The organism is Neobacillus niacini (assembly GCF_031457145.1).
Lineage (GTDB): Bacteria > Bacillota > Bacilli > Bacillales > Cytobacillaceae > Neobacillus > Neobacillus niacini_J.
Genome location: NZ_JAVDVZ010000002.1, coordinates 413026 through 438994 on the forward strand (window position 1 = coordinate 413026; position 25969 = coordinate 438994).

Genomic DNA, 25969 nt, shown 5'->3' on the forward strand with positions numbered 1-25969 from the left:
AGCTCTTTTCTTATTAAATTTATTCTATTTTCTGCGGAAACTTAGCACAATCATTAAATTTTGTTCTAAAAGCAACAAAGTATAAGAAAAGAGCCTATGTATAAGCAAAAATTCGACAAAGTTTTTGAAATTCCTGCTAAACTAATAAATTTATTTTTGCTTTCCGGCAACTATTCGCCATTTATCCTTTTTTGTTCTTCCTTCAATTGACAAAATCTTCACTCTGCCAAAGCCTCTTACTGACAACAAGTCACCTTCTGCACATTCAAATGAATGATTTTCAATTGAAGTCCAATTCACCTTTACCAGTCCTTGTTGAATATAAAGCTGAGATTTTTGCCTGGATATATGATGAATACCAGAAATAATCGTATCAAGCCGTAAGGAAGAAACGGTGATGTCTTGTTCCATCCATAATTCATCCGTTTTAATTGCCTCTTCAAGTGCTAACTCTTTTAAGCGTATTGACGCCCTGCCAATCGATTCCAAATTAATTTTAATGTAGTCACTGATTTCTGTTGCAGTGATAAATTGAACTCGTCCATCTTTCATCAGGATGTCACCAAATTTTCCACGTTTTAATCCTAATGACATAAGTGAACCTAACACTTGGGGATGTTCGATAGAAAGAAATTTAATAGGATAATCGATTTCAAAAAGATTAATTTGAAATTCGTTCTCAGTAGGTACAAAATAATCAGGCATGATTAATGCCCTTTTTCTTTCACTTTCAGAAATTCCACCAAAAAGCTGATACTTTACACTCCCATGCTCACCAATTAAAACCTTTAAAATATGCTGCTCTCTTGGGTCAAGGAAATCGGTTAATTTAGGTGAATAACTCGATTCCACATAATCCTTCCAAGATACTACTTGGTCAATAAACTCCCGTTCCTCTGGGCGAAAATGCTGATAAATATTCATGTTTAACTCCTTAGGACCAACAGGCAAAATTAAGAAATTAAGTTCTCTAAAACTCTTAACCCATTAGGGGCAAAAGATAAAACCAAGAATGCTGCTAATGGAGAAAGATCCATCATACCTATTGGTGGAATGATTTTTCTAAAAGGTTCTAGAAATGGTTCACATAACTTACCAAGAATCACTCCGATTTGTGAGTCTCTCATATTCGGGAACCATGATAAAAGGATGTAAATGATAAGCATCCACTTATAGATTCCAAGTAATTGGACCAAAACGTTAAAAATCATATCCATTTCTATTTACCACCTCGTGTCTTGATATTCTTGTTCCTTAACTAATTCTGAAATATTGCCAGAAATCTCAACGTTATCAGGAGTACATAAAAAGATGCTTGAGCCTATTTTTTGAATGTCTCCGTTTAATGCATATACTGCTCCACTTAAAAAATCTACAATTTGCTTGCCTTCTTCGTGACCAATACGTTGAAGATTTACGACAACCGCACGTCGGTTTTTTAAATGGTCGGTAATATCCTGGGCTTCAGCATATACTCTAGGTTCTACTAAAATTACCTTAGCTGCTTTTTGTACGCTCTGCAAACTTACAATATTTTGAGGTTTTGACGGCTGTTTTTGAGGCTTTATGGGTTCAACCTTTTCATATTCATCCTGATTATTATCATCATAGTCATCATCTAAAAAGAAAAATGTTTTTAATTTGGATTTAATCGTCATCTCTTTTCCTCCTCACCAGCCTCACCGACAAGTGCAGTCCCAATTCTTATCATGGTTGCGCCCTCTTCAATGGCAATCTCGAAATCGTTAGACATCCCCATAGAAAGCTCAGTACAAGGGGCATAATCTAGGTTAAAATTCCTTATTTGTTGGCGGAGCTCATTTAATGTCCGAAAACAATTTCTAAGCTGCTCTTCATCATCCGTTAATGGAGCCATAGTCATTAATCCTTCAATACTAATATTCTCATAAGGGCGTAAATCTTTGATAAAGTCTACTACATATTCAGGAGCTAAACCATGTTTCGACTCTTCCTGTGAGACATTCACTTGGACGAGGCACTTTATTTTTTTCCCTGCACGTTTATTAATTTCCTCGGCAAGCGAAATTCGATCCAAGGAGTGTATATACTCTACCTTATCAATAATATTTTTAACTTTACGAGTTTGCAGTGTTCCGATAAAATGCCATAGTGGCTTGTCCCCTAGTTCTTCCCACTTAGCTAAAAGCCCTTCATCTCGATTTTCACCTAAATTTACTATACCAGCTGTAAGCGCCTCCTTGGCTCTTTCTGTACTGACATATTTGGTAACGGCAATCAGTTTCACTTCATCAGGAGACCGATTAACCTTCTGGCACGCTTGACTAATATGCTGTTTAATATGTATGAGATTATCTGCTACCTTCATTCGGAGGTCTCCTTCCAGCCTATATAACTTAACATTCTGCCTGTTTGTCCTTGGTCCCGGCGGTGAGAAAAAAATTCAGATTCGTCACAACTAGAGCATAGCTTCGAAATATGTATATTCTTTTCAGGCACCCCAGCCTTAAGAAGAATCAATTGATTCATTTTTTTCAAGTCTAATGTATATTGACCGACACTAATTAAATTATATGGTTTTTCTTCGACATCTACTAGTATATTTTCTACAAAGTTAATTACATAATCATTAACAATATAACATTTTTCACAAATAGAAGGGCCTATTGCTGCAAAAATTTGATTAGGAGCGATTCCTTCCCTTTGCCATTGCTCAATCATTTTACGCGCAATTTCATTTACAGTTCCCTTCCAGCCAGCATGCGCAGTACCAATCATCTTGTGTTTAGGAGAAATAAAAAAAAGAGGGACACAATCTGCGTAGCAAAGAGTTAGTAAAACCCCCTCTTCATTTGTATAAAAGCCATCTGTCTCCTTAAAGGCATGATCATAGGAATCTGCCCCTTTACCGCGGTCAGTCCTGGAAATTCTTCTAATTAGCGTATCATGGGTCTGTTCTGCACCTACCCAGTGCTGAACTGGAAATTGAAGAAGACTCGCGACCTGGTTCCTATTCGAACAAACAGCATCAAATTGATCTCCAACATGAAAGCCGAGGTTTAGGTTTTCATAAACTCCTGTGCTGCTGCCGCCTTTTTTTGTTGTAATGCCAGCAACCAGCCCAGGATGCTGCTTCATCCAATTTTTAATTGAAAAATACGATTGATTATCATATACAAAGGGCTCCATATTTAACCTCATTTGTTTTTTTCTAGTTTACCATGAATCCTTTAAATGGTCACCGTTGATATAAAGCTTTCTATACTTCCATTTCTTCCGTTGTTTTTCCCTCCAATGCTTTGAATCTTACCAAGATTACATCTTGACCAATTTTTATTATATTTTTCCATGGTATAACAATGTCCTCTTCCCGCCCAAAAAAGCCCAAAACTTTCCCATTACCGGTAACAATAACAGCTTCAATTTTACCTGTAGTGAGGTTGATTTCAATATCACCAATATTTCCGAGCTTTTTACCATCGGACACATTTACAACATCTTTAATCTGAAATTCAGAAATTTTCACCATTTATCTCACTCCTACTATTTTATCCTAATGAAACTATATGATTTGTTTCACCATTTTATCTGTAAATAATAAAAATAAAGCTGCCCATAAGGGACAGCTTTAGCTTTGAATATTTTTATTCATTTGTTTGATGGCTGCTTTTTCTAAACGTGATACCTGTGCTTGGGAAATTCCAATTTCATCGGCTACTTCCATTTGCGTTTTACCTTGGAAGAATCGTTTTCTTAGAATTAATTTTTCACGTTCATTTAATCTCCGCATACCTTCTTTTAAGGCGATTTCTTCAATCCAATGGATATCTTTGCTTCGTTCATCGCTTAATTGGTCCACCACATAAATAGGGTCCCCGCCATCATTATAAATAGGTTCAAACAATGACACTGGGTCTTGGATAGCATCTAATGCAAATACTATTTCTTCATGAGGGACTTCTAATACTTTTGCAATCTCTTCAGCAGTTGGTTCCCGTGAAGTTTCACTCATTAATCGTTCCCTTACTTGAAGTGCCTTATAAGCGATATCTCTTAAGGACCTCGAAACGCGAATAGGATTGTTATCGCGCAAGTACCTGCGTATTTCGCCAATAATCATTGGTACGGCATAAGTGGAAAACTTTACGTTTTGACCTAAATCAAAGTTATCAATCGATTTCATAAGCCCAATACAGCCAACCTGAAACAAATCATCAACAAACTCGCCGCGATTGTTAAACCGCTGAATGACACTTAGTACAAGTCGTAAATTTCCGTTGACGAGTTTTTCTCGTGCTGTAATATCGCCCTCTTGCATTTGCCTGAAGAGTAATCTCATTTCTTCATTTTTTAATACAGGAAGTTTTGATGTATCTACGCCACAAATTTCAACTTTATTTCGAGTCAATCCCTTTTCCCTCCTCATAGGAGTTGCTGTACAAAAAACAGTATTTCCTTGAGCAGGAAAAATATGCACTTGTACTTATGCAGGAATTGACACAAAATTGTCAGAAATTGCTTATAAATCTTTACTCCCTAAGGTCTTTACGGTGTAAAAAATTTCTTTTTTTAAAAAAACATTACACCATTTTATTAAATTCTTTTCGTAATCTTTTAATTATTCTTTTTTCTAGTCGAGAAATGTATGATTGTGATATTCCAAGCATATCAGCTACATCTTTCTGGGTTTTTTCTTCTCCATTTGTCAAACCAAAGCGTAGTTCCATGATTTGTTTTTCTCTATCTGTTAATTGGTGCAATGCCTTAGTCAATAGCTTTCTATCGACATTCGCTTCTAAATCCTTCGTTATAATATCATCATCTGTTCCTAAAACATCTGACAATAATAATTCGTTTCCATCCCAATCAATATTTAATGGCTCATCAAACGAAACTTCAGACCGTATTTTATTGTTTCTTCGCAAATACATAAGGATTTCATTTTCAATGCACCTAGATGCATATGTAGCCAGCTTAATTTTTTTCTCAGGATTAAAAGTATTGACTGCTTTTATCAAGCCAATGGTTCCAATACTGATTAAATCCTCAATATTAATCCCGGTATTTTCAAATTTTCTCGCGATGTAGACAACAAGTCTTAGATTACGTTCGATTAAAATCGATCTTGCTGCCTTATCACCACCAGGAAGCTTATTTAATAACAGCTCTTCCTCATCCTTACTTAAAGGAGGCGGCAAGGCTTCGCTGCCGCCAATATAATAAACTTCATCGCTTTTAATTCCTAATTTTATTAGGATCTTATACCAGTAGTAGGATAGGCGAAGTCTCCATTTTTTCATGCAAGTACCTCCTTCTAAAATATGATTTTTGCGAGTATAGTATAATTAGCTTACTTTCACCGAATCGTCATGCTGTTTTGGTCCAGTGAGCATCTTTGGATGAACAATGCATTGAAAGGTATCATCTGCTGATAATTGCTGCATAGTAAACGATACAAGACCCTTTTCGCATAAGTACCTCTCTCCCTTTCTATCAAACACAATGGAGTCAGGCTTAACAGCCACGATGAGCTGATGCTCTTGTCCTACCACCCGACAAGGAACAATCCTTAGTCTATTCTGCCATTCAAGCGGAAACTCTTCATTTCCAAGAATCAGAGCTTCTGGATCAGTCGCCATTTTTTGAATCGGTTCGCTCATACCTTCTACCATATTCTTAATTGAGACAAACATAACTGGAAGTTTGGATAATGGGTCATAAAGCTGATTTCCACTGTCAATAAGACCTTTAAATGTCAATGATTCACCATTTATTTTTAGAGTAACATTAACTATCTGATCAAATTGAATTTTGGTCATTTCCATACTTTCAATATTGCTTTTTGAGAAATGCCAAGCAATTGGAAAACCTAGCAATACAAAAAGCCAGCTAATCGGGTCACCAAATCCAGTAACGTTTGCAATCAATACTTTTGTTGACATTTCAGCATCAAATTGAACAAAATAATGGACTCCAATTAATGCTCCTCCAATAAGAAATGTTGTTACATAAAGGGTCATTAATGCCTTTATGAAAAAAGAGAATCGTTTAAAACCAAATACAGTCAAAACCATTACGACCGAAAAAAGAAGCTTTGATATCGGATGATTGGAATAGGTATGTAATGGTGTAAACGAAAATAATATGATTAATGAACCAATAAAACCGCCCGCTAATAACCTCCATATCCGAATTCGTCTTTTTAGAAATATGGCTGATAGATACAGGAGAAGGCTATCAAATAACAGATTAAGAGCCCAAATAACATCTAAATAAACAGACAACCATCTTCCCCCTTTTAATGTCTCCAGCAAATTAGTAGCTTTATGGACTGTACATAAGGGTGTACCAATCATTTCTATTATTCTGTTTAGGGAAAAGTATAACCTACTTGATGGGCTGAAGTCTGTCACTTTATGTAATCAAAAAGACAGAAATTTTCACTATAAACAACGTATTTTGTCTAATTTCTTTTAAACAAAAAAGGCATGATCCTTTTGGACCATGCCTTTTACAGAGTTATTTTCTACGATTTCTGTTTCGTAAGAAAGTAGGAATATCTAGTGTTTCCTCTTGTGAACCATTGCTGGTATTACGAACAGGTTCTTGTGGAACTTCTTCGCGTTTTGACTCTCTCTTAACCGTATTCAATTGTGGCTTTGCTTGACCAAATGTTGGACGAGTAGCCTTAGGTTGAACGACTTCTTCATTAAAGCCAGTTGCAATAACGGTAACAATAATTTCATCCTTATGATTTTCATTAATGACAGATCCAAAAATCATGTTTACTTCTTGATCAGATGCTGTTGCCACAATATCAGCAGCTTCTTGTACCTCATATAAGCTCAAGTTACTGCCGCCTGTGATATTCATTAGAACCCCTTGTGCACCATCAATAGAAGTCTCTAACAATGGAGAGCTAATTGCTTTCTTAGCAGCCTCGGTAGCACGATTTTCACCCGTTGCCATACCAATTCCCATTAGTGCAGATCCTTTGTTTGACATAATGGTTTTCACATCAGCAAAGTCTAAGTTGATGAGACCAGGAACTGCAATCAAGTCTGAAATACCCTGAACACCTTGGCGAAGTACATTGTCCGCCTCACGGAATGCTTCGAGCATTGGAGTACTTTTATCTACAATTTCAAGTAGGCGATCATTCGGAATAACAATGAGCGTATCGACTGCTTCTTTCATAGCACCAATTCCACCAGCAGCTTGGTTTGAACGCTTTTTACCTTCAAAAGTAAATGGACGAGTTACTACCCCAACCGTTAAGGCACCTAAGTCCCTGGCAATTTGAGCAATAACAGGTGCAGCACCTGTACCTGTTCCGCCGCCCATACCTGCCGTTACAAACACCATATCCGCTCCGCGTAAAGCATCTTCTAATTGCTCTTTACTCTCTTCTGCAGCTTTCTTACCAACTTCAGGATTAGCACCGGCTCCGAGACCTCTCGTCAATTTTGAACCAATTTGCATTTTCACTTCTGCCTTTGAAAGATTTAGTGCTTGTGCATCGGTATTTACCGCTATAAATTCTACCCCTTGAACACCATGTTCGATCATTCGATTTACTGCGTTGTTTCCTCCGCCGCCAACCCCAATTACTTTTATTGTTGCAAGAGAATCTAAATTTGTATCAAACTCTAACATGACAAATCCTCCTAATTCGTCGATATTCTTTTTCGTATTTGCCTATTCGAAAAAGAGACCAAGGAATTTTTTTACTTTTGATGACATCTTATCTTCCGGATGTTTTTCTACTTTTGCCTTTGGTTGTTGTTGTTGTTGTTGTTGTTTTTGAACTTTCTTCTCGATTGGTTCAGATACAGGTGCTGAAGCGACGAAGGTCCCACCTGGTAATCTAGCATTCTTGTAAGCATATTTAATTAAACCAACCGCAGTTGTATATTGAGGTTCTCTTACTCCAATATAATTAGGAACGGCTTTGCGAACTGGACTTTGGAAAATCGATTGAGCTAATTCTAATACCCCCTGCATATTTGCAGTACCACCTGTAAAGACAAATCCTCCAGGTAAATCATCTATACCTAAGCGTTTCAATTCATGAGCAATCAATTCAAAGATTTCTTCCATTCGAGCTTCTATTATTTCGGACACATATAGTTGATTAAATTGTTGATGCTGATCACTTCCGATAATTGGAACACTGAAGAATTCATCTTCAGAAGCATCATCATAATAAGCATGTCCATATTTTACTTTTATTTTTTCAGCATCCTCGGTAGAAGTGTGTAATACCTTGGAAAGGTCATTTGTAATAAGATCTCCGCCTACTGGTATCACACTAGTTGCTTCCAAGAATCCTTGTTCAAAATAAGCAATGGTTGTTGATCCACCGCCTAAGTCGATTAACGCAACCCCTAAGTTTTTTTCATCCTTTGACAGGGCATATTCTCCTGCTGCAAGCGGCTGTAGAATAATGTCGGTAATTTCTAAACCAGCACGTTCGACACATCGCAATGTATTCGTAATAATAGCATTAGAACCTGTAATAAGTGTACCTTCCACTTCCAAACGGACACCTATCATCCCACATGGGTTATTAATTTCATCCTTACCATCAAGGATAAATTGTTTTCGTATAACGCCAATAATTTCTCTATCTTGAGAGATAGATACCACTTGGGCCTCTTCTATAACACGTCTAACATCTTCATTAGTAATTTCACGATTCTGACTGGAAACTCCTACAATTCCACGACAAGGTTCCAGAGCAACCTGATTGCCAGATATTCCAACAATCACTTGTCGTATTTCCATTCCAATCATTCTCTCAGCTTCTTCAATTGCCCGTTTAATAGAATGAACGGTATCATTGATGTCAATGATAGAACCTTTACGTAATCCTTCAGACTTAACGTTTCCAACACCAATAATATTAATCGAGTCGTTGACAATTTCACCAATGATTACCTTTACACTGGATGTACCGATGTCAAGACTTACATATATTTCATTGCTGTTCATTCTTTGGCACCTCCTTAGCATTCCTTCAGTCGAACAACAATTATTCATCACAAGATATATTGATAAAAAGTAAATACCTATATCTTATAAAATTATTCGTCACAACTAAATAATTCCCTTTAAATAAAATCAATTTTTTTCTAATTTTTCTTTGTTTGTTGACCATTTTGTCAATAATATTCGTCTTATTACGGCAATATTTTGAAATAAGCGAACACCAAAGGCAAAAACAGCTGCTAAATACAAGTCTACACCAAGATGAACGCCTAGAAAAGCTAAACTTGCAGCGAGCAAAATATTAAAAAAGAATCCAGAAACAAATACTTTTTCATCATATATATTTTGCAGATGGGCCCTGATTCCGCCAAATAATGTATCAAGAGCTGCCAAAACTGCAATTGATAGATAATTAGAATACTCTTCAGGAATCCTAATATCAGTTAAAAGACCAAGAAATATACCCACAATCAACCCTAACAACGGAAGCCACATTATGTATTCCCTCCTTCATTCGCCTTCAATGACTCTAAATACCGAACCTGGATTGAATTATCATAAGCGGGAATCGTTATTTCTGGATTTGGATCCGAAATAGTTAGCTTGAGATTTTCGATGAAAAATTCTTCCGTTGCCTTCGAAGCTTTCATCTGATTATATAACTTCTCTGCGGTTTCTATATTATCAACAGCAACCTTTACCTCAATTGGTAAATTCGTCAACGCGTGACCATCAATTTTTGTTTCATTGTTGATATCTCTAATTACAGTAGTGTTGATGATACGCTGTTTATCAACAGATACGTATTTGGCGTTATACATATTCAACTCATTCAATAATCTTTTTAGGAGTTCAGGTGATAGACTACTTGCTATCGGTAAGCCAATTTGGATTTCCTCAAGTATAGGCTCAATCCTCAAAGTTAAACCAGGACCTTGTATTTCTGTCATTCCCGCCTCAATCTTCAATTCTTGAATGGTGTCAAGTAATGCCTGTTCCTTACTCTGTTTCTGTTTTGATTCATAGGCTTGTAAAGTTTCTTCAATGGAACGAATTTCACTCAATAACTCAGACTGTAATTCTTTCTCTTGAAGCAACGCCTCCCGTAGTTGCCATAAATCACGCGTATCACGTTCAACAGGTTCTTTTACTGTTTGAAATTGGATAGCAATCATAAAACCAATTACGACAGAGACAGCAATAAAACTAATATTTTTTTTATGCTTGTCCACTTTTTTCACCTTACCTTTTATTATCATTTTACGTGGACATATTCACTTACCTTATGATTTTCCTAAAATTGGATTTAGAATGATTTCGTTCTTTTTTTCTAGGGTAAAGACAATATTGTCATTAACGAGTTGATCTTTCACACCACCGGTTAGGTTTAGGGCAGAAGTTAATACTTCAGGGTCACCAATAGCTGTAATAACAAAAGGTGCTGGATGTTGAATGCCATCAACAGTAATTACGGGTCCGTTACATATAATATAAGACTGGCTTGTTAATCTTTGACCATTAATTGCGATAGCAGCTGCACCAGAGATGTAAAGCTCATTAATAACTTTAAATACATGGTATTCATGGACGAGATAGTTATTAATATTTTCTTCTTCTGGATCGTAGTCACCATCTGAGAGCTGGACCATTACACCTTGACCCTTTACTTTAACTTTTCCTAAAAACATTCGGTATTTTTCCGCATCTTCAGCTAAGGTAGAATAAACCTCTGCTACTTTTGATAGGTCTTTTTCGTTTTCAAATACCTTATCTTGCTTCTGATTTAATTCCTTCTGCAGCTTTCGATTTAATTCCTCCGTTTCAATCAGCTGATTTCTAAGGTCTATGGTTTTTTCCCATTGTTTACTTGTTAGGTTTGTGTTATTTTGATTTAATTCTTTTTGAGTAAAATGATAGGAAAAAGCTATCATAAACCCCAGAACAAGGCAGACTAGGGATAAAATAACATGCTTACCCTTCACCTTTATCATTCTCAATTTTCGTTTCCTCCGCTTCCAATTCATAGGCCTTAAAAAACGAGCCTACCTCTAAATCAATAATTCCCTTTATGTTAGGATCTAATTGGCTTATGATCGAAGGATAATGAATCATTTTTTCAGAAAAGCTTCGTAATGTGGCGCTTACTTCAAAACCATCATTCATGAATAACGAAATATGAAATTCGTCCGCTTTTTTTGGTGTATGGTGTACTTCCGAAATAGCATTTCGGACTTCATCAGGAAGTTCTTCTAGTGCAGAGACCATTTCTTTAAGGACCGTACCTTCTTTAAATTTAAAAAGAATAGGTGCATTTACTGGTATTTCTGCCACTTCTCTATCCTTTAGGACCTTTCCGTTTTCCAGAACTGGATAATAGGATTTATCTGATTTAATATATGCAATTTTATTTCGTTCTTCAATTTCAATCATTACCGTATTGGGCCATTTAATTTTTACTTCCGCTTTCTTTATCACATTCATCTTTTCTAGGTTTTTAGCAGCGATATTTTTCCTTACACTCCAAATGTTTGTTTTCGTGGAGATAGTAGAGGTTTTAATCACTTCATTTGTTGACAGTAATTCATTTCCATTAACGGTAACCTTTTTCACATGACTTAATGGTGACTGTACATAAGCGACAACGGCAATCATGGTAAAGAACAAGAACAGTAGAAATATCAGCCTTCTGTTAGCTTTACGCCTTCTTTGCTCTTTCAGCTTCGGAATTCGATCCTCAAGTGCAACAATCTTACCTTTATCCATACACTTCCCTCCATTAAGAATAACGCTTAGCATGTCCTAAAGAAAACCTATGAACTACTACCCGCTTCTCCTGCCTAAAAAGCGAAAACAACGGCACGAAAAGTCATGCCGTCATTCATTTTCTCAGTTTTTTTCCATATTTATAATGTGTAATTATAACACAAAATTTGTAATTAGTACGACAATTTATTTACTGTCGCCCAACAATTTCTACCTCGGTTTCCATTTTGATTCCATACAGATTCTGAATCGTATCTTTTATATATTGAATTAAATCAAGCACATCCTTAGCTTTTGCATTACCAGCATTTACAATGAAATTCCCGTGCATTTCCGATATTTTTGCTCCGCCAATTTGGTACCCTTTTAATCCAGCGTCTTCTATCAATTTACCGGCATAATGAGGCAGCGGGTTCCGAAAGATACTTCCTGCACATGGAAAATTCCAAGGTTGTGTTTCTTTGCGGTAATCCTTGTTTTTTTGCATTTGGGAAACAATGGCAGCCCTATCACCCTTTGTTAATATGAATTCTGCTTCTAAAACGATCCCAGGGCGTTTCTTTTGAAGGACAGAGGTTCTATAGGTGAACTCCATTTCATCCCTAGACAACCATTCAATCTCCCCATTTTCAAACAGGATGTGAGCCTTTGTTAAAATCTTACTAATATCAGACCCATGTGCCCCTGCATTCATATAGACTGCGCCGCCAACTGAACCGGGGATACCACTTGCAAATTCAAGGCCGGACAACCCTTTCTTCGATATCAAGGTAGATAAGCTTACTAAGGAATGACCACCTCCAACCGTAATAGTAGATTCATTTATGGATAAATGGTCTAACCCAGAGCCTAATTTAATGACTACTCCTTCAATCCCCTTATCAGAGACGAGAAGATTTGACCCCCTGCCAATAGCCCTCCATGGGAGTTGGCGGTCTTTAATAAAGTTCATTACCCTTTGAATGTTTTCCAAAGATGATGGTTCAATCAAAAGGTCAGCAGGACCTCCAATTTTCATTGTCGTATGCTGTGATAACAGTTCATTCCGTTTCACTTTGCCAACATTTAATTCTTGAATTTCAGTTAATAATCCGTCCATTCCTATCACCCTATCTTTCAAAACAAACGTATAGTTTTAGTTTATGCTAAAATCCTTTTTGGGCTACTTTTGTTTTCCTTTTATTAGCTGTTTCATAAGTTTATAAAGTCGATGTGCGGAGTCAGGTACCCCTAACTTTTTTGCTTTTATTTTCATCATCCTTAGGTTTTCATCATCTAAAATAATTTTGTCTATATGCTGAATAAGACTTTTGCTATTCAAATCTTTTTCGAGGAGTAATTCTGCAGCACCGTGGTCACTAAGTGACCTAGCATTTTTTTCTTGATGATTATTTGTAACATACGGGCTTGGAATGAGAATACTCGGAATTCCCAATGAGGTAATTTCAGCCAATGTAGTTGCACCAGCTCTTGAGACAACTAAATCTATGCCCGCCAAAATCTCTGGCATGTTATGAATAAAGGGCTTAATCACTACGTTTTTCGGATTCCCGATTAATTCCACTTCGTTTTGCACATCCTTAAAATGTACATCACCAGTGATGTATAGTACCTGATATGGCTTATCGGCAAATTCAGAAAGTGCTTTAACAACTGCGTCATTTATCGGTCTAGCACCGCGGCTTCCACCGAAAATTAGTACCGCCGGCATGGTAGTACTTAATCCTGCAGATAGTCTTCCTCTGATTCCATCTTTACCCATTACTTCAGAAGCCCGTGGATTTCCGGTAAACTCCACCTTCTCATTTGGAAAATGTTCTCTAGCTTCTTCAAAACATATAGCAACCTTGTTCACATATCTACTTAAGAATTTGTTAGTTAACCCTGGAACGCTATTCTGCTCGTGAACAATCGTTGGGATATTTAATTTTGACGCTGCATAGACAACAGGTCCACAGACATAACCACCTGTGCCAATAACAATATCAGGCTGGAATTCTTTTAACATTCTTTTGCTGTCCCTAACACCTTTTAAAAATCTTAACACCGTTTTGATATTATCCAAGGATAATTTTCTTTTAAACCCAGTAATATGGATTGCTTTAAATGGAATCTCCTCTCTTGGTACAAGAGTACTTTCCAAACCATTCTTTGTCCCTATGTATAAAACTTGCGCGTCTTTGTTTTCTTTTTGTATTTCCCTTATTAGGGCAAGAGCTGGATAAATATGGCCGCCAGTCCCTCCGCCACTTACTACTATCTTCATATGTCCACCCCAAATTAAAAGATTGCTTTAAGTTAATTTCCTATCCTATCTTACTATAAAATTAACAGAAGTTAATGATTGATAAAAGAATGTTATCTAATTGTAAACAAACAAAGCATATAAATAAAAAGAACCCTGCCTCTCAACAGGGTAATTTAATATCTAGAATAACGGCTTATATTTAAAAGGACACCTATAGCCATCAACATTAATGTTAGTGAAGATCCACCATAGCTTAGGAACGGAAGGGTGATTCCGGTAACAGGCATTAAACCAGTTACAACACCGACGTTAATCATAACTTGAATGGCAACCATAGAAATTATGCCTACTGCCAGAAAGCTTCCATATAAATCCGGTGCCCCTAAGGCAATGCGTATTCCCCTCCATAATAGCAGAGCAAATAAAAGTAATATGAAGGAGCCGCCAATAAATCCTAGTTCTTCAGACAAAATTGCAAATATAAAGTCTGTTTGTGGTTCAGGCAAGTAAAAAAACTTCTGCCTGCTTTCACCGAGACCCAGTCCGAAGAGACCACCAGGACCAATCGCATAAAGTGATTGGATAATTTGAAATCCACTGTTTAATGGGTCTTGCCATGGGTCTAAAAAAGAAGTTATTCTTTTCATCCTATACGGTGCTGAAGCAACTAAGCCCACAAATCCAGCTATGCCTAATAATCCTAAAAAAGCAAAATGTCCAACCCTTGCACCAGCAATAAATATCATAACGACACAGGTTCCAATCATTACTGTACCGGTCCCTAAATCAGGTTGGAGCATAATTAAAGCAAAAGCTACAAAAGCAAGACCTAATGATGGAATTAGTCCTTGTCTAAAGGAGGTTATCAATTTCTGCCTTTCAGAAAGAAACTTGGCTAAAAAGGCGATCATTGCGAGCTTCATAAACTCTGACGGCTGAACGGAAAAAGCACCAACTCCAATCCAGCTTCGAGAGCCATTTCGAACATTACCGACCCCAGGGATGAGTACAAGGATTAATAATACAAAGCAGACAATTAATATAACCTTTGACCACTCTCTCCATGTCCAATAATTAATATTCATAATAAAAAACATAGCCGCGATTCCTACACCAGCAAAAAGCGTTTGTCTTTTTGCAAAGAAGAAGGAGTCATCAAATTTAAATTCTGCCCATACTGCACTAGCACTATAAACCATAATTAGCCCTACTGCCAATAGAGTAAATGTTACAATTAATAATATAAAATCAGGAGTAGTTCTCTTTGTCGGCACACCAAACACCTCGAGTAGCAAGTTTAGGGCCTCCGCTTTTCCTTGGACAACCCTTACTTAAGCTTATGCACCGCTTCGATAAAAATGTCTCCCCTGACTTCAAAAGTTTTATATTGATCCCAGCTTGCACATGCAGGAGATAACAAAATCACATCGCCTGGTTCTGAATATCCAAAAGCAACAGGCACGGCCTTTTCAACATTATCGACAGTGTTAATTTGTTTTATTCCTGCTTCTACACCGACCCGCTCAATTTTAGAGGAAGTTTGACCAAAGGTAATTAATGCTTTCACATTTTTCAAATATGGTAGTAATTCATCAAACTCATTTCCACGGTCAAGCCCCCCTGCCATCAGGATGATGGGAGTCTTAAAAGCCTGTAATGCATTAATGGTTGCTAGAATATTTGTTGCCTTTGAATCATTATAAAACTTTCTTTCAGCTATTTCTGCAACATATTGAAGCCGGTGTTTTACTCCGGTAAACGTTCTAAGAACTGTCTGAATGGCTTCATTACTAACACCTGTTAGCTTTGCCGCAGCCATGGCGGATAAGATATTTTCAAGATTATGGACCCCAGGAAGGGCAATTTCGTCTACTAACATTACTCTCTCGCCGTTAAAACAAATATACCCTTCGCTAATATAAGCCCCTTCATTAAGGACACGTTTTGTTGAAAAAGGAATAGTCGCAGCTTGAGAATGTTTAGCAATTTCAAGGACTTCCTCCTGGTCTGCATTGAAAATAAAGTAATCCCCTTTAGATTGATTTTTGGTGATATTTGCTTTTGCTTTAAAATACTCATCTCTGGTTCCATGATAATCCAAATGGGCATCATATAGATTTGTAATAATTGCTATCTTAGGGTTAAAGGTGTCTATACCCATTAATTGAAAGGATGATAATTCGATAACAATATTATTTTCTGCAGTTGCCTCCTGAGCAACTCCTGATGCCACTGTTCCAATATTACCAGCAATTAATGGATTCTTCTTGCCTTCATTCAACATTTCAAAGATAAGTGTAGTCGTGGTCGTTTTCCCATTTGTTCCTGTTATCCCTATGAAAGGTGCTTCGGAAATTTGATAGGCAAGCTCCACCTCTGTTAATACAGGGATTCCCTTCTCAAGAGCACCCTCAACAATTGGATTTTGGTAAGGAATTCCTGGATTTTTAACAATAAGTTCGAAACCTTCATCCAGAAGTTCTACAGGATGTTCACCACAAATGACCTTTATCCCCTGCTCTAATAACCCTCGAGCCTCTGGATTTTCTGATAATGGTTTTTTATCATTTACCGTCACAAACGCACCAAGCTTATGTAAAAGCGCTGCAGCTGTAACCCCGCTTTTTGCCAGACCAAGGACTAGAATTTTCTTATGAAGATACGTTTCAATCTGCTTCATTTATAACCACACCTCAATATAGATACCTAGAATTGCTAATAGTAAACCAACACTCCAAAAAGTTACAACAACCTTCCATTCCGACCAGCCTAGCAGCTCATAATGGTGATGAAGCGGACTCATTCGGAATATTCGTTTACCAGTAGTTTTAAACGAGATAACCTGTAGAATAACCGATAGTGTTTCAATAACAAATACGCCGCCAATAATAACTAACAATAACTCTAACTTGGTTAGGATAGCAATGGTCGCAATCGCTCCGCCAAGAGCTAGTGATCCGGTATCACCCATAAATACTTTTGCAGGATGGGCGTTAAAAACGAGGAAGCCTAAGACTGCACCAGCTACTGCAACTGAAAAGATAGCCACTTCCATCTGCGATTGATTCCACGCTAGGACTGCATACGCGCCAAAAGCAATGGCAGCTGTCCCCGAAACTAAACCGTCCAGACCATCTGTCAAATTGACTGCATTTGAGAATCCTACCAGCCAAAATACAATGAAAAACACAAAAAACCAGCCTAATTCAAGGGAGAAATCAGTACCAGGTACTGAGATTTCCGTGGGAAATCCATTTTGTTTATAAATAAGATAGAAAATTACTGAAATAATAATTTGCCCTAACAACTTTTGCTTTGAGGTTAATCCTAAATTACGCTTCAAGGCAACCTTAATAAAGTCATCTAAAAATCCAAGTAATCCAAAGCCAAAAGTCACTAGAATAAGTAAATAAGTTTTAACAGTTGGTTCAGAAAACTTCCCTGTCATGACTAGAGTAGTAATAATAATTGAAAATAAAATCATCACTCCACCCATCGTTGGTGTACCTGTTTTTACTTGATGGGATTTGGGGCCTTCCTCCCGAATGCTTTGTCCAAATTTCAACCTTCGTAAGAAGGGAATAAAAATCGGAGAAAGTAGGACTGTGATCAGAAATCCCATTAATATTGTGAAAAAAATAACTTGCTCCAGCATTTTATCCCCTCCTCTCAACATCATTATTCGTGTTTTTCATTGACACATTATCCAACATTACAGCTATATCATATGTTTCTTTATTTTCTTTGAGAAGTTTTTTATTTAAAAATACGAATTTAGTCACATTCATTTTCTCAGCTTGATCTCCGTCTATTTTTTTATAATAAAATCGTAATAAATCTCTGACAGCTTCGATGGGATAATCTGTAAAAAAGATAGGAAAATGATTAGGTGTATACTTGGGTACTGGTTTCCCTCTCTCCCAAATAGCTGCAATAGCTCCGTTAGCAATCGCGTCTAAAAGTTCTCCTGAATCATCATTTAACGGCATAAACAGGCCTCGTGGCTGCGCTACAGCTGCACTGTCAGTAACCGTTAAATATAAATGATCAGCCTCTCTTACTCCCTTAAAATCAGAGTATAATGTTACTAAATCATTAAACACTAAATACATTTCTATCTCCCCTCGATAGCTTCCCGAGCAACCACTCTGTCATCAAAATCATAAACATTACTTCCAATAATCTGGTAGGTTTCGTGTCCTTTACCTGCAATTAAGATTACATCACCTGCAGTTGCTTGGTTTATTGCCGCTATAATGGCCTCTCGTCTATCTGGAATTGTAATATAGTCTTTGCCTGATACACCATCTTCCATATCTTTTAGAATCGCTAATGGTTCTTCGCTTCTAGGATTATCCGAGGTAAATATCGGAACAGTTGCATACCGACAAGAAATTTCCGCCATTAAAGGGCGCTTTGTTTTATCCCGGTCTCCTCCGCATCCTACTATTACAAAAATCCTTTTTTTAGCGAAACTCTGTATGGTTTTCAAGACATTTTCTAAACTATCTGGCGTGTGGGCATAATCAACGATTACGGTAAATTCTTGACCAGCATTTACTAACTCAAATCTTCCATCTACTCCTTTAACACCTTCGATAGATTCAATAATAGCCTCGATCGGAATCTTAGAGACAAATGCAGTTGCAACGCTGGCCAAAACATTATAAACACTAAACTTTCCTATTAGCTGAATATCAATGGGATAACTCTTCTCTTTTATTACTATTTCAAAAGTAGTACCCGCAGAAGACATTTGAATATTTCTAGCATGGAAATCTGCTTCATTGTCAATTCCATATGTAACAACATGTGCGGCAGTTGATTTTCGATACAATTCGGAAGCCGTATCATCTGCATTTAAAACAGCAAACTTAGGTTTACCCTTGTCAAATGTATTCCCAAGCTGGGAGAACAATAAACTCTTTGCATGCATATAGTCTTCCATTGTTTTATGATAGTCTAAATGGTCTTGGGTGAGGTTCGTAAAAACCGCTATATCGTAGTCACAACCATGGACTCTCCCCATATGTAGGGCATGCGATGAAACCTCCATGATAGCTGTATCTACACCTGCATCCAGCATTTGTTGGAAACCTTTTTGGAGGACCAGGCTCTCAGGAGTTGTATTTTTCGTTTCAATCTTCTGATCACCTATTTTTGTATACATGGTTCCAATTAACCCTGTACTATGGTTCAGATCAGAAAATATTTTTTCGATTAGATGACTAGTAGTGGTCTTTCCATTCGTCCCTGTAATACCAATTAAATGCAGCTTCTTTGTTGGATGATTATAAAAAGCATCAGCAAGTACTGCCATTGCTCTAGTTGTATCATTAACGATTATGACAGGTACTGAAAGTGGAAGCGCCTTTTCCGAAAGTACTGCGGCAGCTCCGTTTTTCACTGCTGATTCAGCAAAATCATGCCCATCGACCGTATAGCCTTTAATACAAATAAATAAGCTCCCATTTTGTACCTTACGATTGTCGTTTTCAATCGATGTGATTTCAGGATTAGTCCCTTCATAGGGAACGAGAAGGTGCAATGGTTGAACTAAGTCTTGTAATTTCATGTCTTCAAATCCTCTCTTGCCTTTTCAGAAAATACCATTATTTACACAAAAAATTCACTTATAAAAGATTCACCTTATTTTACAGCAAAACAATGTAGATTGCTATTTATCCTTAAGATTACAAGCTTATTTTTTCAAAAGAACAGGCGGCGGAAATTATTCCGGCCGCCCTGCTCTCTGCTAGGATAAAATTTATTCCTTATCATCAAAATAAAGCCAAATAGTCGAACCTTCTTTTACTTTCGTTCCTGGATCTGGAGATTGCCTTACGACCACATCCCCTTCACCTTTTGCGTCAATTTTAAGATTCAGCAGCTGTTCTGTAATCTCTAGTTTCGTTAAACCCGTTAAGTCCGGTAGTGTAATTAATGGTCTATCAGGCCATTTTATTTCTTTTTCAATTTGATCTTTTCGAGGTTCGACACCCATTGCCATAAGTCCATCCTTCATAATACTGCCAACCATTGGAGCTGTTACGGTTCCTCCAAAGATTAGCCCTCCTTTTGGATTATCGACAGCAACATAAACCACAATTTGCGGATCGTCTGCTGGGGCAAAACCCATAAAGGAAACGATAAAGTTGTTTTCTAAGTACCTTCCATTTTGTGCCTTTTGAGCCGTTCCTGTTTTGCCGCCAATTCGATACGAGTCAACAAAGGCCCTGAAACCTGTACCTTGAGCAACTACACTCTCTAGGGCATGACGGATTTCTTTGGAAGTTTCTTCAGAAATTACTTTTCTTTTCGCAACAGGAGTATTTCTCATGACTACTTCATTCGTTACAGGGTCTATTAACTCTTGTGCAATATACGGCTTATAAAGAGTCCCGCCGTTAACTGCTGCCGCAACTGCGGCAACCTGTTGAATTGGAGTCACTGATACCCCTTGACCAAACGCAGTGGTCGCTAATTCAACTGGACCAACTCGATTTAATTTAAATAAAATTCCTGTGCCTTCACCCGCTAAATCTATCCCTGTTTTCTGTCCAAAGCCAAAATCTTTTATATATTTAAACAAAGTATCTTTACCTAATCTTTGCCCCAATTCAACAAAACCTGGGTTACATGAATTTTGCACGACCTCAAGGAAGGTTTGACTACCATGACCGCCTCTTTTCCAGCATTTCAGTCTTGCACCGGCAACTTCTACCGAACCTGGATCATGAAAATGTTCTTTTTCTAAATCTACCTTACCTTCTTCTAATGCTGCAGCAAGCGTGATTATTTTAAAGGTTGAACCAGGCTCATAGCTTGACCACACAGGCAGGTTTCTGTTGTAGACCTCTTGTGGAACGTTTTGAAATTCAGCTGGATCAAAGGTCGGCCGGCTCGACATTCCTAAAATTTTACCATTATTCGGATCCATTGCGATCGCTATAATTCCATCGGGATTATATGTTGCCTCAGCAATATCAAGTTCTCTTTCGATAATCGTTTGAATTTTCGTATCAATTGTAAGCTTTAAATCAAGTCCATCTACTGGCTGCTCATAATCGTCAGCCATATCATTCATTCTTTCCCCTTTAGCATTTGCATAGAACTTTACAGAGCCTCTTTCGCCGCTCAACTCTTTATCATAGTATAGCTCTAAGCCCATTAACCCCTGGTTGTCCACCCCAGAAAATCCCAGAACATGGGAAAGATAGCTTCCAAATGGATAATGCCTTTTTGAGTCTTCTCCTATATATACCCCTTCAAGCCCTAAAGCTCTAATTTCTTTAGCTTTTTCATGAGAAATCTTTCTACCCTCTTTTATCCTTACAATGGAAACACCCTGTGTAATTTGTCGATAGGTGTTTTCCTTTGAAGTATTCAGCACTGGTGCAAGTTTCTCAGATGTTGTCGCAGGGTCTTTAACCTGTCTAGGAACAACATATACAGTTGGAGCACTTATATTAGTTGCTAACGGTACACCATTCCGGTCAATAATCTCGCCACGTTCAGGTTCGAAGGGGATATTTCTACTCCATGAACCCTTAGCTTGGCCAGTCAACTTATCGCCTAGTACAAACTGTACATAACCAAGTCGGACATCAATAATTAGAAAGATTAGAATTCCAGCGAACAATGCAATCATTAACCTTTTACGGACAGTTACATTTGAAACACGCATAAAATGAACGAGCCTCCTTTATCCTTCTCGTTCATTTATATGCTTGTACTTATTTGATTAGAACGATTACTACTACTATTCAAAGAACCTATTATTAATCTTGTGGGAGCTTTTCTCCTTCTTCATCCGGTAACTCACTATTTTCATCGGCTTCTTTGTTTTGAGATTCTAATTTTAATTTTTCTTCTGGGGTTTTTAAATCAACGATTAAAAACTCTCCCTTGCGTAATAACGTACCCTCTTTAATATTTTGTTTATCCACATAACCACTGCCTGTGGAATTTAGTTTTACCCCTGCTATTTTCGCCACCTTCATCACGTCTCTGAGTGACCAGCCTGTCATATCAGGTGCAATCAAATCTCCATCTGTTTGGATAATTACTTTTTCACCTTCAAGGACATCTGTATCCGTTGCTGGAAACTGCCCCGTCACTTTTGCGCCTTTTCCTAATACAACTACTTCTAGACCCGATTCTTCAAGTTGTTTAACTGTATTGCTGACACCTTGACCATCTAAATCGGGTAGTTTTGTTGTAGAGGCTTTTTCTTGCTGTGATGGCTGAATATTTAAATATTGTAAACTATTTTTCATTACAGGATTAAACACCATAGAAACGGGGATGGAACCCATAGAATAGTGGTCTATTTCTGGCTGCTGAACAGCAACGTATACAATTAACTTGGGATTTTCTTTAGGTGCCATTCCTAAGAATGAAAATATATAATCCTCTTGTCCAACTAAATAGCCGCCCTTTGGATCAGGAATACTTGCAGTTCCTGTTTTTCCAGCAACACTATACCCATCTATTTGATATCGATTACCTGTACCCGTTTCTTCGTTTGCTACAACCGTTTCAAGAATATCAAGGACTTCTTTTGCCGTTTCAGCAGAAATCGGCGAGGAGACAACCTCTGGTGTAACATCACGTATTACCTCTCCAGTGTCGTGATTGACGATTTTATCGATTACTTGAGGCTTCATCATTTTCCCATTATTTGCAATCGCCGTCGCCGCCTGAATTTGCTGAATTGGTGTTATAGCTGTACCTTGTCCATATGAAGTTGTTGCTTTTTCAATTGGCCAGGTATATTGGATTTTCCCAGAGGTTTCATTTGGAAGGTCGATACCTGTAGGTTGATCGAATCCAAATTTAGTCAAGTACTCACGGAATTTTTCAAACCCTATTTTTTCATTTGCAAGTTTCGCAAATGCAACATTTGATGAGCGCTGAACTCCTTCAAGGTAGGAGATGGTTCCCCAACCAGAACGATTATGGTCATGGATCGCCTTATCTTTCGATGTGACTCTATAAGAGCCAGACTGGAATAACTCATTGGGATTAAATTTATTTTCTTCAATAGCCGCTGCAAGCGTAAAGATTTTCATTGTCGAACCTGGCTCGAAAGAAATTTCTATCGCTTCATTGTGCCAGCTGTTATCAATCCCTTCTTTTGTTTTAGGGTGAAAAGAAGGTCTCTGACCCATGGCTAAGATATTACCAGTTTTGGGATCAGCAACAATGGCTATGATTTTTTTAGGTTTATATTCCTCTACAACTTTGTTCATGGCGTCTTCTAAAAATGTTTGGATTTTTTTGTCGAGGGTTAGATAGACATCATTTCCGTTCTGAGCAGGGGTAATCTTCTGTTCTCCATCTGGAAGCAAGTATCCCCATAAATCACTTTCGTAATTAATTTTTCCATCTTTACCCGTTAACTCTTTGTTTAATATACTTTCAATCCCCATTTTTCCGACATACTTGTAGGTTCCATCCTCCTCATCAACTCTGTCAGCATAGCCAACTAAATGGGAGGCAAAGATTCCATTTGGATAGAACCTTTTCGAATCACGTTTAAATGTAATTCCCGGCAGCTTCAGGGCCTCTATTTCTTTCTTCGTTTGGTGAGATATATCTCTACCCGCTTTCCCAAATTCAACCTGAAATTGATCTTTAGTCAAAATACTATAAATCTCGGATTCTTCCATTTCTATAAAGTTCGCTAATTCTTTTGCTGTGTTTTTAGGGTTCATTACATGATTTGGCTTTTTGGGATTTGTAGTCATCTTTTTATCTAGGATAGCGATTAAGTTATATGAGGTAGTATCCTCAGAGATGACTTCTCCTTTTTGATCATAAATCACACCTCTTGCGGCATCCAAACTCCCGGTTCTGCTATACTTCTGCTGGGCTTTTACTGCCAGTGGCTGCGAACCAACTTCACCGGTAAATTGTATGGAAAAATATCTAAAAAGCAATATAAAAAAGAGCAGGCAGAATACAACAAATAATCCGGCTGCTCCGAAATTCATATTTGGCTGTTTCTTGTTCATTTCTCGTGCACAACCTTGACGTTATTTTCGTTTAAAACAAGCCCCATTTGTTTTGCTTTTTCCCAAATTCGCTCATACGTACTAAGCTCGCTTACTTGTACCTGCAGGTCATTGTTTACCTTTTCTATTTCATTAATCGAGGTTTGAACCTCCTGAATATCCTTATTTACCTGGTAAATTTCTGCTTGATTTGAGATGATGTGGACGGAACCAAAACAAATCAATCCTGTAAATACTACTCCGATTATTTTCTCCCCAGGTGTAAGCCAGTGTTTTTTTGTTTTTACAATACTTTGTTCCTGTACTGTCCGTTCTACCTGCTGTTGTTGCTGAAATTTCCTGGCAAGATTACTCATTCTTTCCCCTCCACATAATTATTTTTTATTATTCACATTTATAATTTTTCCGCAATCCTTAGCTTTGCAGATCGGGCACGATTATTATGTTCTAGTTCTTCTTCAGATGGAAGAATAGGTTTCCTTGTAATTAACTTTAAATTGGGTTTATACTCGTCCGGGATTATAGGTAATCCTCTAGGTAAATTGGGTGTTTCACTTTCCTTTTTAAATGCAGCCTTGCAAATCCGGTCTTCCAATGAGTGAAAGGTAATAACACTTATTCTTCCTTCTGGGTTAAGGATATCAATTGCCTGCTGTAAGGATTTTTCGAAAACAGCTAATTCATCATTAACCGCAATTCTTACCGCTTGAAATACCCGTTTTGCAGGATGTCCACCTTTTCTGCGCGCTGGTGCAGGAATCCCTTCTTTAATAAGCTCAACCAGCTCAAATGTGGTTTCAATTGGCTTGATTTCTCGTCTAGCCTCAATTTTCCTAACTATTTGCTTAGAGAATTTTTCCTCACCGTAGCGAAAAAAGATTCGAACTAGATCCTCATAGGACCAGTGATTAATGACATCGTAAGCAGAAATATCTGCTTCGTTGTCCATTCTCATGTCAAGTGGTGCGTCATGATGATAGCTGAAGCCTCTTTCAGGTGTATCTAATTGAGGAGAGGAAACACCTAGGTCATATAAAACCCCATCCACTTTTTCAATTCCTAGTTTTTCAAGTTCTTCCTTAAGGTATAAGAAATTGCTTTTGATTATTGTTAGTTGCTCACCATAGAGTGACAATTTCTCTTTTGCGTTGGCAATAGCTATTTCGTCTTGATCGAAGGCAAACAATTTTCCGTTATCAGTAAGTTTTGAAAGTATTAGGGAACTGTGACCAGCACCACCTAATGTACAATCAACATATATGCCGTCCGGTTTAATATTTAATCCGTTAACAGCTTCATCTAGTAACACAGTTGTATGTTCAAACATCATTATCACCTTTTCCAATCGAACGATATAAAACGGAGCTATAATAGAATAACTTGTCCATTATATATCAAAACCAATCATATTTTCTGCAATTTCAGCAAAAGAATCTTCGGACTCTGAGAAATAGTCTTCCCAAATCTGTTTGCTCCAAATTTCAATTCGATTGGATACTCCTAAAACTACACATTCTTTTTCTAGTTTTGCATACTGAAGTAATGGTGCAGGGATATTGATTCTTCCTTGTTTATCTAGTTCGCTTTCTGTTGCACCAGAGAAGAAGAATCGGGTAAATGCACGAGCATCTTTTTTTGTCAGAGGCAGACCTTTAAGCTTTTCTTCAATCAGCGCCCACTCTGATAATGGGTAACCAAATAGACATTGATCCAAACCACGTGTGATGATAAACATCTCTCCAAGATCATCACGGAATTTGGATGGCACGATCATCCGGCCTTTATTATCAATGCTATGATGGTATTCACCCATAAACATACCCGGTACCCCCACTTTCTATATAAAATGTACCACATTCCCCCACTTTCCTCCACCTATTTTTTAATTATTCTTGATAACGCCCCTAAATCCTTTTTTATCCAGTAATTTTCTTAAAAAAAAAAGAAACTTCACACGGAGTGTAAAGTT

At 37.5% G+C, this 25969-nt stretch carries 27 protein-coding genes; all 27 read right to left on the reverse strand.

The genetic code is table 11. From position 1 onward, the window contains the following. Positions 1-150: 150 nt before the first annotated feature. The gene (locus tag J2Y03_RS06765) at positions 151-924 is read right to left on the reverse strand and encodes a YlmH family RNA-binding protein (protein ID WP_310192186.1); all 774 of its coding nucleotides are present in this window, start codon (positions 922-924) and stop codon (positions 151-153) included. A 29-nt stretch (positions 925-953) separates the two neighbouring features. Continuing rightward, positions 954-1217 (reverse strand): YggT family protein, encoded by a 264-nt coding sequence (locus tag J2Y03_RS06770; RefSeq protein WP_132085957.1) that lies wholly within the window; start codon positions 1215-1217, stop codon positions 954-956. Positions 1218-1223: 6 nt separating this feature from the next. Further along, positions 1224-1658 (reverse strand): cell division protein SepF, encoded by a 435-nt coding sequence (locus tag J2Y03_RS06775; protein ID WP_310192190.1) that lies wholly within the window; start codon positions 1656-1658, stop codon positions 1224-1226. Continuing rightward, positions 1655-2347, reverse strand: a complete 693-nt coding sequence (locus J2Y03_RS06780; protein WP_132085953.1) for a YggS family pyridoxal phosphate-dependent enzyme — start codon at positions 2345-2347, stop codon at positions 1655-1657. Before J2Y03_RS06780 ends, J2Y03_RS06775 begins: the two co-directional genes overlap by 4 nt. Next, positions 2344-3168 carry a peptidoglycan editing factor PgeF gene (gene pgeF / locus J2Y03_RS06785; RefSeq protein WP_310192194.1) on the reverse strand — a complete coding sequence of 275 codons (825 nt, stop codon included), beginning with the start codon at positions 3166-3168 and terminating at the stop codon, positions 2344-2346. The genes J2Y03_RS06780 and pgeF overlap by 4 nt, the downstream gene beginning before the upstream one ends. Before the next feature lie 70 nt (positions 3169-3238). Continuing rightward, the gene (locus J2Y03_RS06790; protein ID WP_132085949.1) at positions 3239-3508 is read right to left on the reverse strand and encodes a YlmC/YmxH family sporulation protein; all 270 of its coding nucleotides are present in this window, start codon (positions 3506-3508) and stop codon (positions 3239-3241) included. A gap of 99 nt (positions 3509-3607) precedes the next feature. Beyond that, positions 3608-4387 carry an RNA polymerase sporulation sigma factor SigG gene (gene sigG / locus J2Y03_RS06795; RefSeq protein WP_132085947.1) on the reverse strand — a complete coding sequence of 260 codons (780 nt, stop codon included), beginning with the start codon at positions 4385-4387 and terminating at the stop codon, positions 3608-3610. Between the two features lie 172 nt (positions 4388-4559). Further along, complete coding sequence (sigE, locus tag J2Y03_RS06800) at positions 4560-5279, reverse strand: RNA polymerase sporulation sigma factor SigE (RefSeq protein ID WP_045515369.1); 720 nt, start codon at positions 5277-5279, stop codon at positions 4560-4562. A 45-nt stretch (positions 5280-5324) separates the two neighbouring features. Then, positions 5325-6263, reverse strand: a complete 939-nt coding sequence (gene spoIIGA / locus J2Y03_RS06805) for a sigma-E processing peptidase SpoIIGA (RefSeq protein WP_132085945.1) — start codon at positions 6261-6263, stop codon at positions 5325-5327. A 235-nt stretch (positions 6264-6498) separates the two neighbouring features. Continuing rightward, a complete protein-coding gene (gene ftsZ, locus J2Y03_RS06810) occupies positions 6499-7635 on the reverse strand; it encodes a cell division protein FtsZ (protein WP_310192199.1) in 1137 nt (378 codons plus the stop codon). 42 nt (positions 7636-7677) lie between these two features. Then, positions 7678-8973, reverse strand: a complete 1296-nt coding sequence (gene ftsA / locus J2Y03_RS06815; RefSeq protein WP_310192202.1) for a cell division protein FtsA — start codon at positions 8971-8973, stop codon at positions 7678-7680. Positions 8974-9102: 129 nt separating this feature from the next. Continuing rightward, positions 9103-9465, reverse strand: a complete 363-nt coding sequence (locus J2Y03_RS06820) for a small basic family protein (protein ID WP_132085939.1) — start codon at positions 9463-9465, stop codon at positions 9103-9105. Next, positions 9465-10202, reverse strand: coding sequence for a DUF881 domain-containing protein (locus J2Y03_RS06825; protein ID WP_132085937.1), 738 nt, complete (start codon positions 10200-10202; stop codon positions 9465-9467). The genes J2Y03_RS06820 and J2Y03_RS06825 overlap by 1 nt, the downstream gene beginning before the upstream one ends. Positions 10203-10253: 51 nt before the next feature. After that, the gene (locus J2Y03_RS06830) at positions 10254-10961 is read right to left on the reverse strand and encodes a DUF881 domain-containing protein (protein ID WP_310193016.1); all 708 of its coding nucleotides are present in this window, start codon (positions 10959-10961) and stop codon (positions 10254-10256) included. Continuing rightward, a complete protein-coding gene (locus J2Y03_RS06835) occupies positions 10942-11733 on the reverse strand; it encodes a cell division protein FtsQ/DivIB (protein WP_310192206.1) in 792 nt (263 codons plus the stop codon). The genes J2Y03_RS06830 and J2Y03_RS06835 overlap by 20 nt, the downstream gene beginning before the upstream one ends. A 190-nt stretch (positions 11734-11923) precedes the next feature. Beyond that, a complete protein-coding gene (gene murB, locus J2Y03_RS06840; RefSeq protein ID WP_132085931.1) occupies positions 11924-12832 on the reverse strand; it encodes a UDP-N-acetylmuramate dehydrogenase in 909 nt (302 codons plus the stop codon). 63 nt (positions 12833-12895) lie between these two features. Then, positions 12896-13999 carry an undecaprenyldiphospho-muramoylpentapeptide beta-N-acetylglucosaminyltransferase gene (murG, locus tag J2Y03_RS06845; RefSeq protein ID WP_310192210.1) on the reverse strand — a complete coding sequence of 368 codons (1104 nt, stop codon included), beginning with the start codon at positions 13997-13999 and terminating at the stop codon, positions 12896-12898. A 155-nt stretch (positions 14000-14154) separates the two neighbouring features. Beyond that, positions 14155-15255: a stage V sporulation protein E gene (gene spoVE / locus J2Y03_RS06850; protein WP_310193018.1), complete on the reverse strand. Its 1101-nt coding sequence runs from the start codon at positions 15253-15255 to the stop codon at positions 14155-14157. A gap of 53 nt (positions 15256-15308) precedes the next feature. Next, positions 15309-16661, reverse strand: a complete 1353-nt coding sequence (murD, locus tag J2Y03_RS06855) for a UDP-N-acetylmuramoyl-L-alanine--D-glutamate ligase (protein WP_132085927.1) — start codon at positions 16659-16661, stop codon at positions 15309-15311. After that, complete coding sequence (gene mraY / locus J2Y03_RS06860; protein WP_132085925.1) at positions 16662-17636, reverse strand: phospho-N-acetylmuramoyl-pentapeptide-transferase; 975 nt, start codon at positions 17634-17636, stop codon at positions 16662-16664. Position 17637: 1 nt separating this feature from the next. Then, positions 17638-18093: a hypothetical protein gene (locus tag J2Y03_RS06865; protein WP_310192212.1), complete on the reverse strand. Its 456-nt coding sequence runs from the start codon at positions 18091-18093 to the stop codon at positions 17638-17640. A 2-nt stretch (positions 18094-18095) separates the two neighbouring features. Further along, the gene (locus J2Y03_RS06870; protein WP_132085920.1) at positions 18096-19556 is read right to left on the reverse strand and encodes a UDP-N-acetylmuramoyl-L-alanyl-D-glutamate--2,6-diaminopimelate ligase; all 1461 of its coding nucleotides are present in this window, start codon (positions 19554-19556) and stop codon (positions 18096-18098) included. A gap of 192 nt (positions 19557-19748) precedes the next feature. Beyond that, on the reverse strand, positions 19749-21668 hold the full coding sequence (locus J2Y03_RS06875; RefSeq protein ID WP_132085918.1) for a stage V sporulation protein D: 1920 nt from the start codon (positions 21666-21668) through the stop codon (positions 19749-19751). Between the two features lie 94 nt (positions 21669-21762). Further along, positions 21763-24000 (reverse strand): penicillin-binding protein, encoded by a 2238-nt coding sequence (locus tag J2Y03_RS06880; RefSeq protein WP_310192216.1) that lies wholly within the window; start codon positions 23998-24000, stop codon positions 21763-21765. Then, a complete protein-coding gene (ftsL, locus tag J2Y03_RS06885; protein ID WP_310192219.1) occupies positions 23997-24356 on the reverse strand; it encodes a cell division protein FtsL in 360 nt (119 codons plus the stop codon). The genes J2Y03_RS06880 and ftsL overlap by 4 nt, the downstream gene beginning before the upstream one ends. 38 nt (positions 24357-24394) lie before the next feature. After that, positions 24395-25327, reverse strand: a complete 933-nt coding sequence (gene rsmH / locus J2Y03_RS06890; RefSeq protein WP_132085912.1) for a 16S rRNA (cytosine(1402)-N(4))-methyltransferase RsmH — start codon at positions 25325-25327, stop codon at positions 24395-24397. 60 nt (positions 25328-25387) lie between these two features. Beyond that, positions 25388-25819: a division/cell wall cluster transcriptional repressor MraZ gene (gene mraZ / locus J2Y03_RS06895; RefSeq protein WP_132085910.1), complete on the reverse strand. Its 432-nt coding sequence runs from the start codon at positions 25817-25819 to the stop codon at positions 25388-25390. Positions 25820-25969: the final 150 nt, after the last annotated feature.

Excerpts from the sequence above, each read along its gene's own strand:
- J2Y03_RS06765 (WP_310192186.1), bottom strand. The coding sequence starts at position 924 with ATGAATATTTATCAGCATTTTCGCCCAGAGGAACGGGAGTTTATTGAC.
- J2Y03_RS06770 (WP_132085957.1), bottom strand. The coding sequence starts at position 1,217 with ATGGATATGATTTTTAACGTTTTGGTCCAATTACTTGGAATCTATAAG.
- J2Y03_RS06775 (WP_310192190.1), bottom strand. The coding sequence starts at position 1,658 with ATGACGATTAAATCCAAATTAAAAACATTTTTCTTTTTAGATGATGAC.
- J2Y03_RS06780 (WP_132085953.1), bottom strand. The coding sequence starts at position 2,347 with ATGAAGGTAGCAGATAATCTCATACATATTAAACAGCATATTAGTCAA.
- pgeF (WP_310192194.1), bottom strand. The coding sequence starts at position 3,168 with ATGGAGCCCTTTGTATATGATAATCAATCGTATTTTTCAATTAAAAAT.
- J2Y03_RS06790 (WP_132085949.1), bottom strand. The coding sequence starts at position 3,508 with ATGGTGAAAATTTCTGAATTTCAGATTAAAGATGTTGTAAATGTGTCC.
- sigE (WP_045515369.1), bottom strand. The coding sequence starts at position 5,279 with ATGAAAAAATGGAGACTTCGCCTATCCTACTACTGGTATAAGATCCTA.
- ftsZ (WP_310192199.1), bottom strand. The coding sequence starts at position 7,635 with ATGTTAGAGTTTGATACAAATTTAGATTCTCTTGCAACAATAAAAGTA.
- ftsA (WP_310192202.1), bottom strand. The coding sequence starts at position 8,973 with ATGAACAGCAATGAAATATATGTAAGTCTTGACATCGGTACATCCAGT.
- J2Y03_RS06820 (WP_132085939.1), bottom strand. The coding sequence starts at position 9,465 with ATGTGGCTTCCGTTGTTAGGGTTGATTGTGGGTATATTTCTTGGTCTT.
- J2Y03_RS06830 (WP_310193016.1), bottom strand. The coding sequence starts at position 10,961 with ATGATAAAGGTGAAGGGTAAGCATGTTATTTTATCCCTAGTCTGCCTT.
- J2Y03_RS06835 (WP_310192206.1), bottom strand. The coding sequence starts at position 11,733 with ATGGATAAAGGTAAGATTGTTGCACTTGAGGATCGAATTCCGAAGCTG.
- murB (WP_132085931.1), bottom strand. The coding sequence starts at position 12,832 with ATGGACGGATTATTAACTGAAATTCAAGAATTAAATGTTGGCAAAGTG.
- murG (WP_310192210.1), bottom strand. The coding sequence starts at position 13,999 with ATGAAGATAGTAGTAAGTGGCGGAGGGACTGGCGGCCATATTTATCCA.
- murD (WP_132085927.1), bottom strand. The coding sequence starts at position 16,661 with ATGAAGCAGATTGAAACGTATCTTCATAAGAAAATTCTAGTCCTTGGT.
- mraY (WP_132085925.1), bottom strand. The coding sequence starts at position 17,636 with ATGCTGGAGCAAGTTATTTTTTTCACAATATTAATGGGATTTCTGATC.
- J2Y03_RS06865 (WP_310192212.1), bottom strand. The coding sequence starts at position 18,093 with ATGTATTTAGTGTTTAATGATTTAGTAACATTATACTCTGATTTTAAG.
- J2Y03_RS06870 (WP_132085920.1), bottom strand. The coding sequence starts at position 19,556 with ATGAAATTACAAGACTTAGTTCAACCATTGCACCTTCTCGTTCCCTAT.
- J2Y03_RS06875 (WP_132085918.1), bottom strand. The coding sequence starts at position 21,668 with ATGCGTGTTTCAAATGTAACTGTCCGTAAAAGGTTAATGATTGCATTG.
- J2Y03_RS06880 (WP_310192216.1), bottom strand. The coding sequence starts at position 24,000 with ATGAACAAGAAACAGCCAAATATGAATTTCGGAGCAGCCGGATTATTT.
- ftsL (WP_310192219.1), bottom strand. The coding sequence starts at position 24,356 with ATGAGTAATCTTGCCAGGAAATTTCAGCAACAACAGCAGGTAGAACGG.
- rsmH (WP_132085912.1), bottom strand. The coding sequence starts at position 25,327 with ATGTTTGAACATACAACTGTGTTACTAGATGAAGCTGTTAACGGATTA.
- mraZ (WP_132085910.1), bottom strand. The coding sequence starts at position 25,819 with ATGTTTATGGGTGAATACCATCATAGCATTGATAATAAAGGCCGGATG.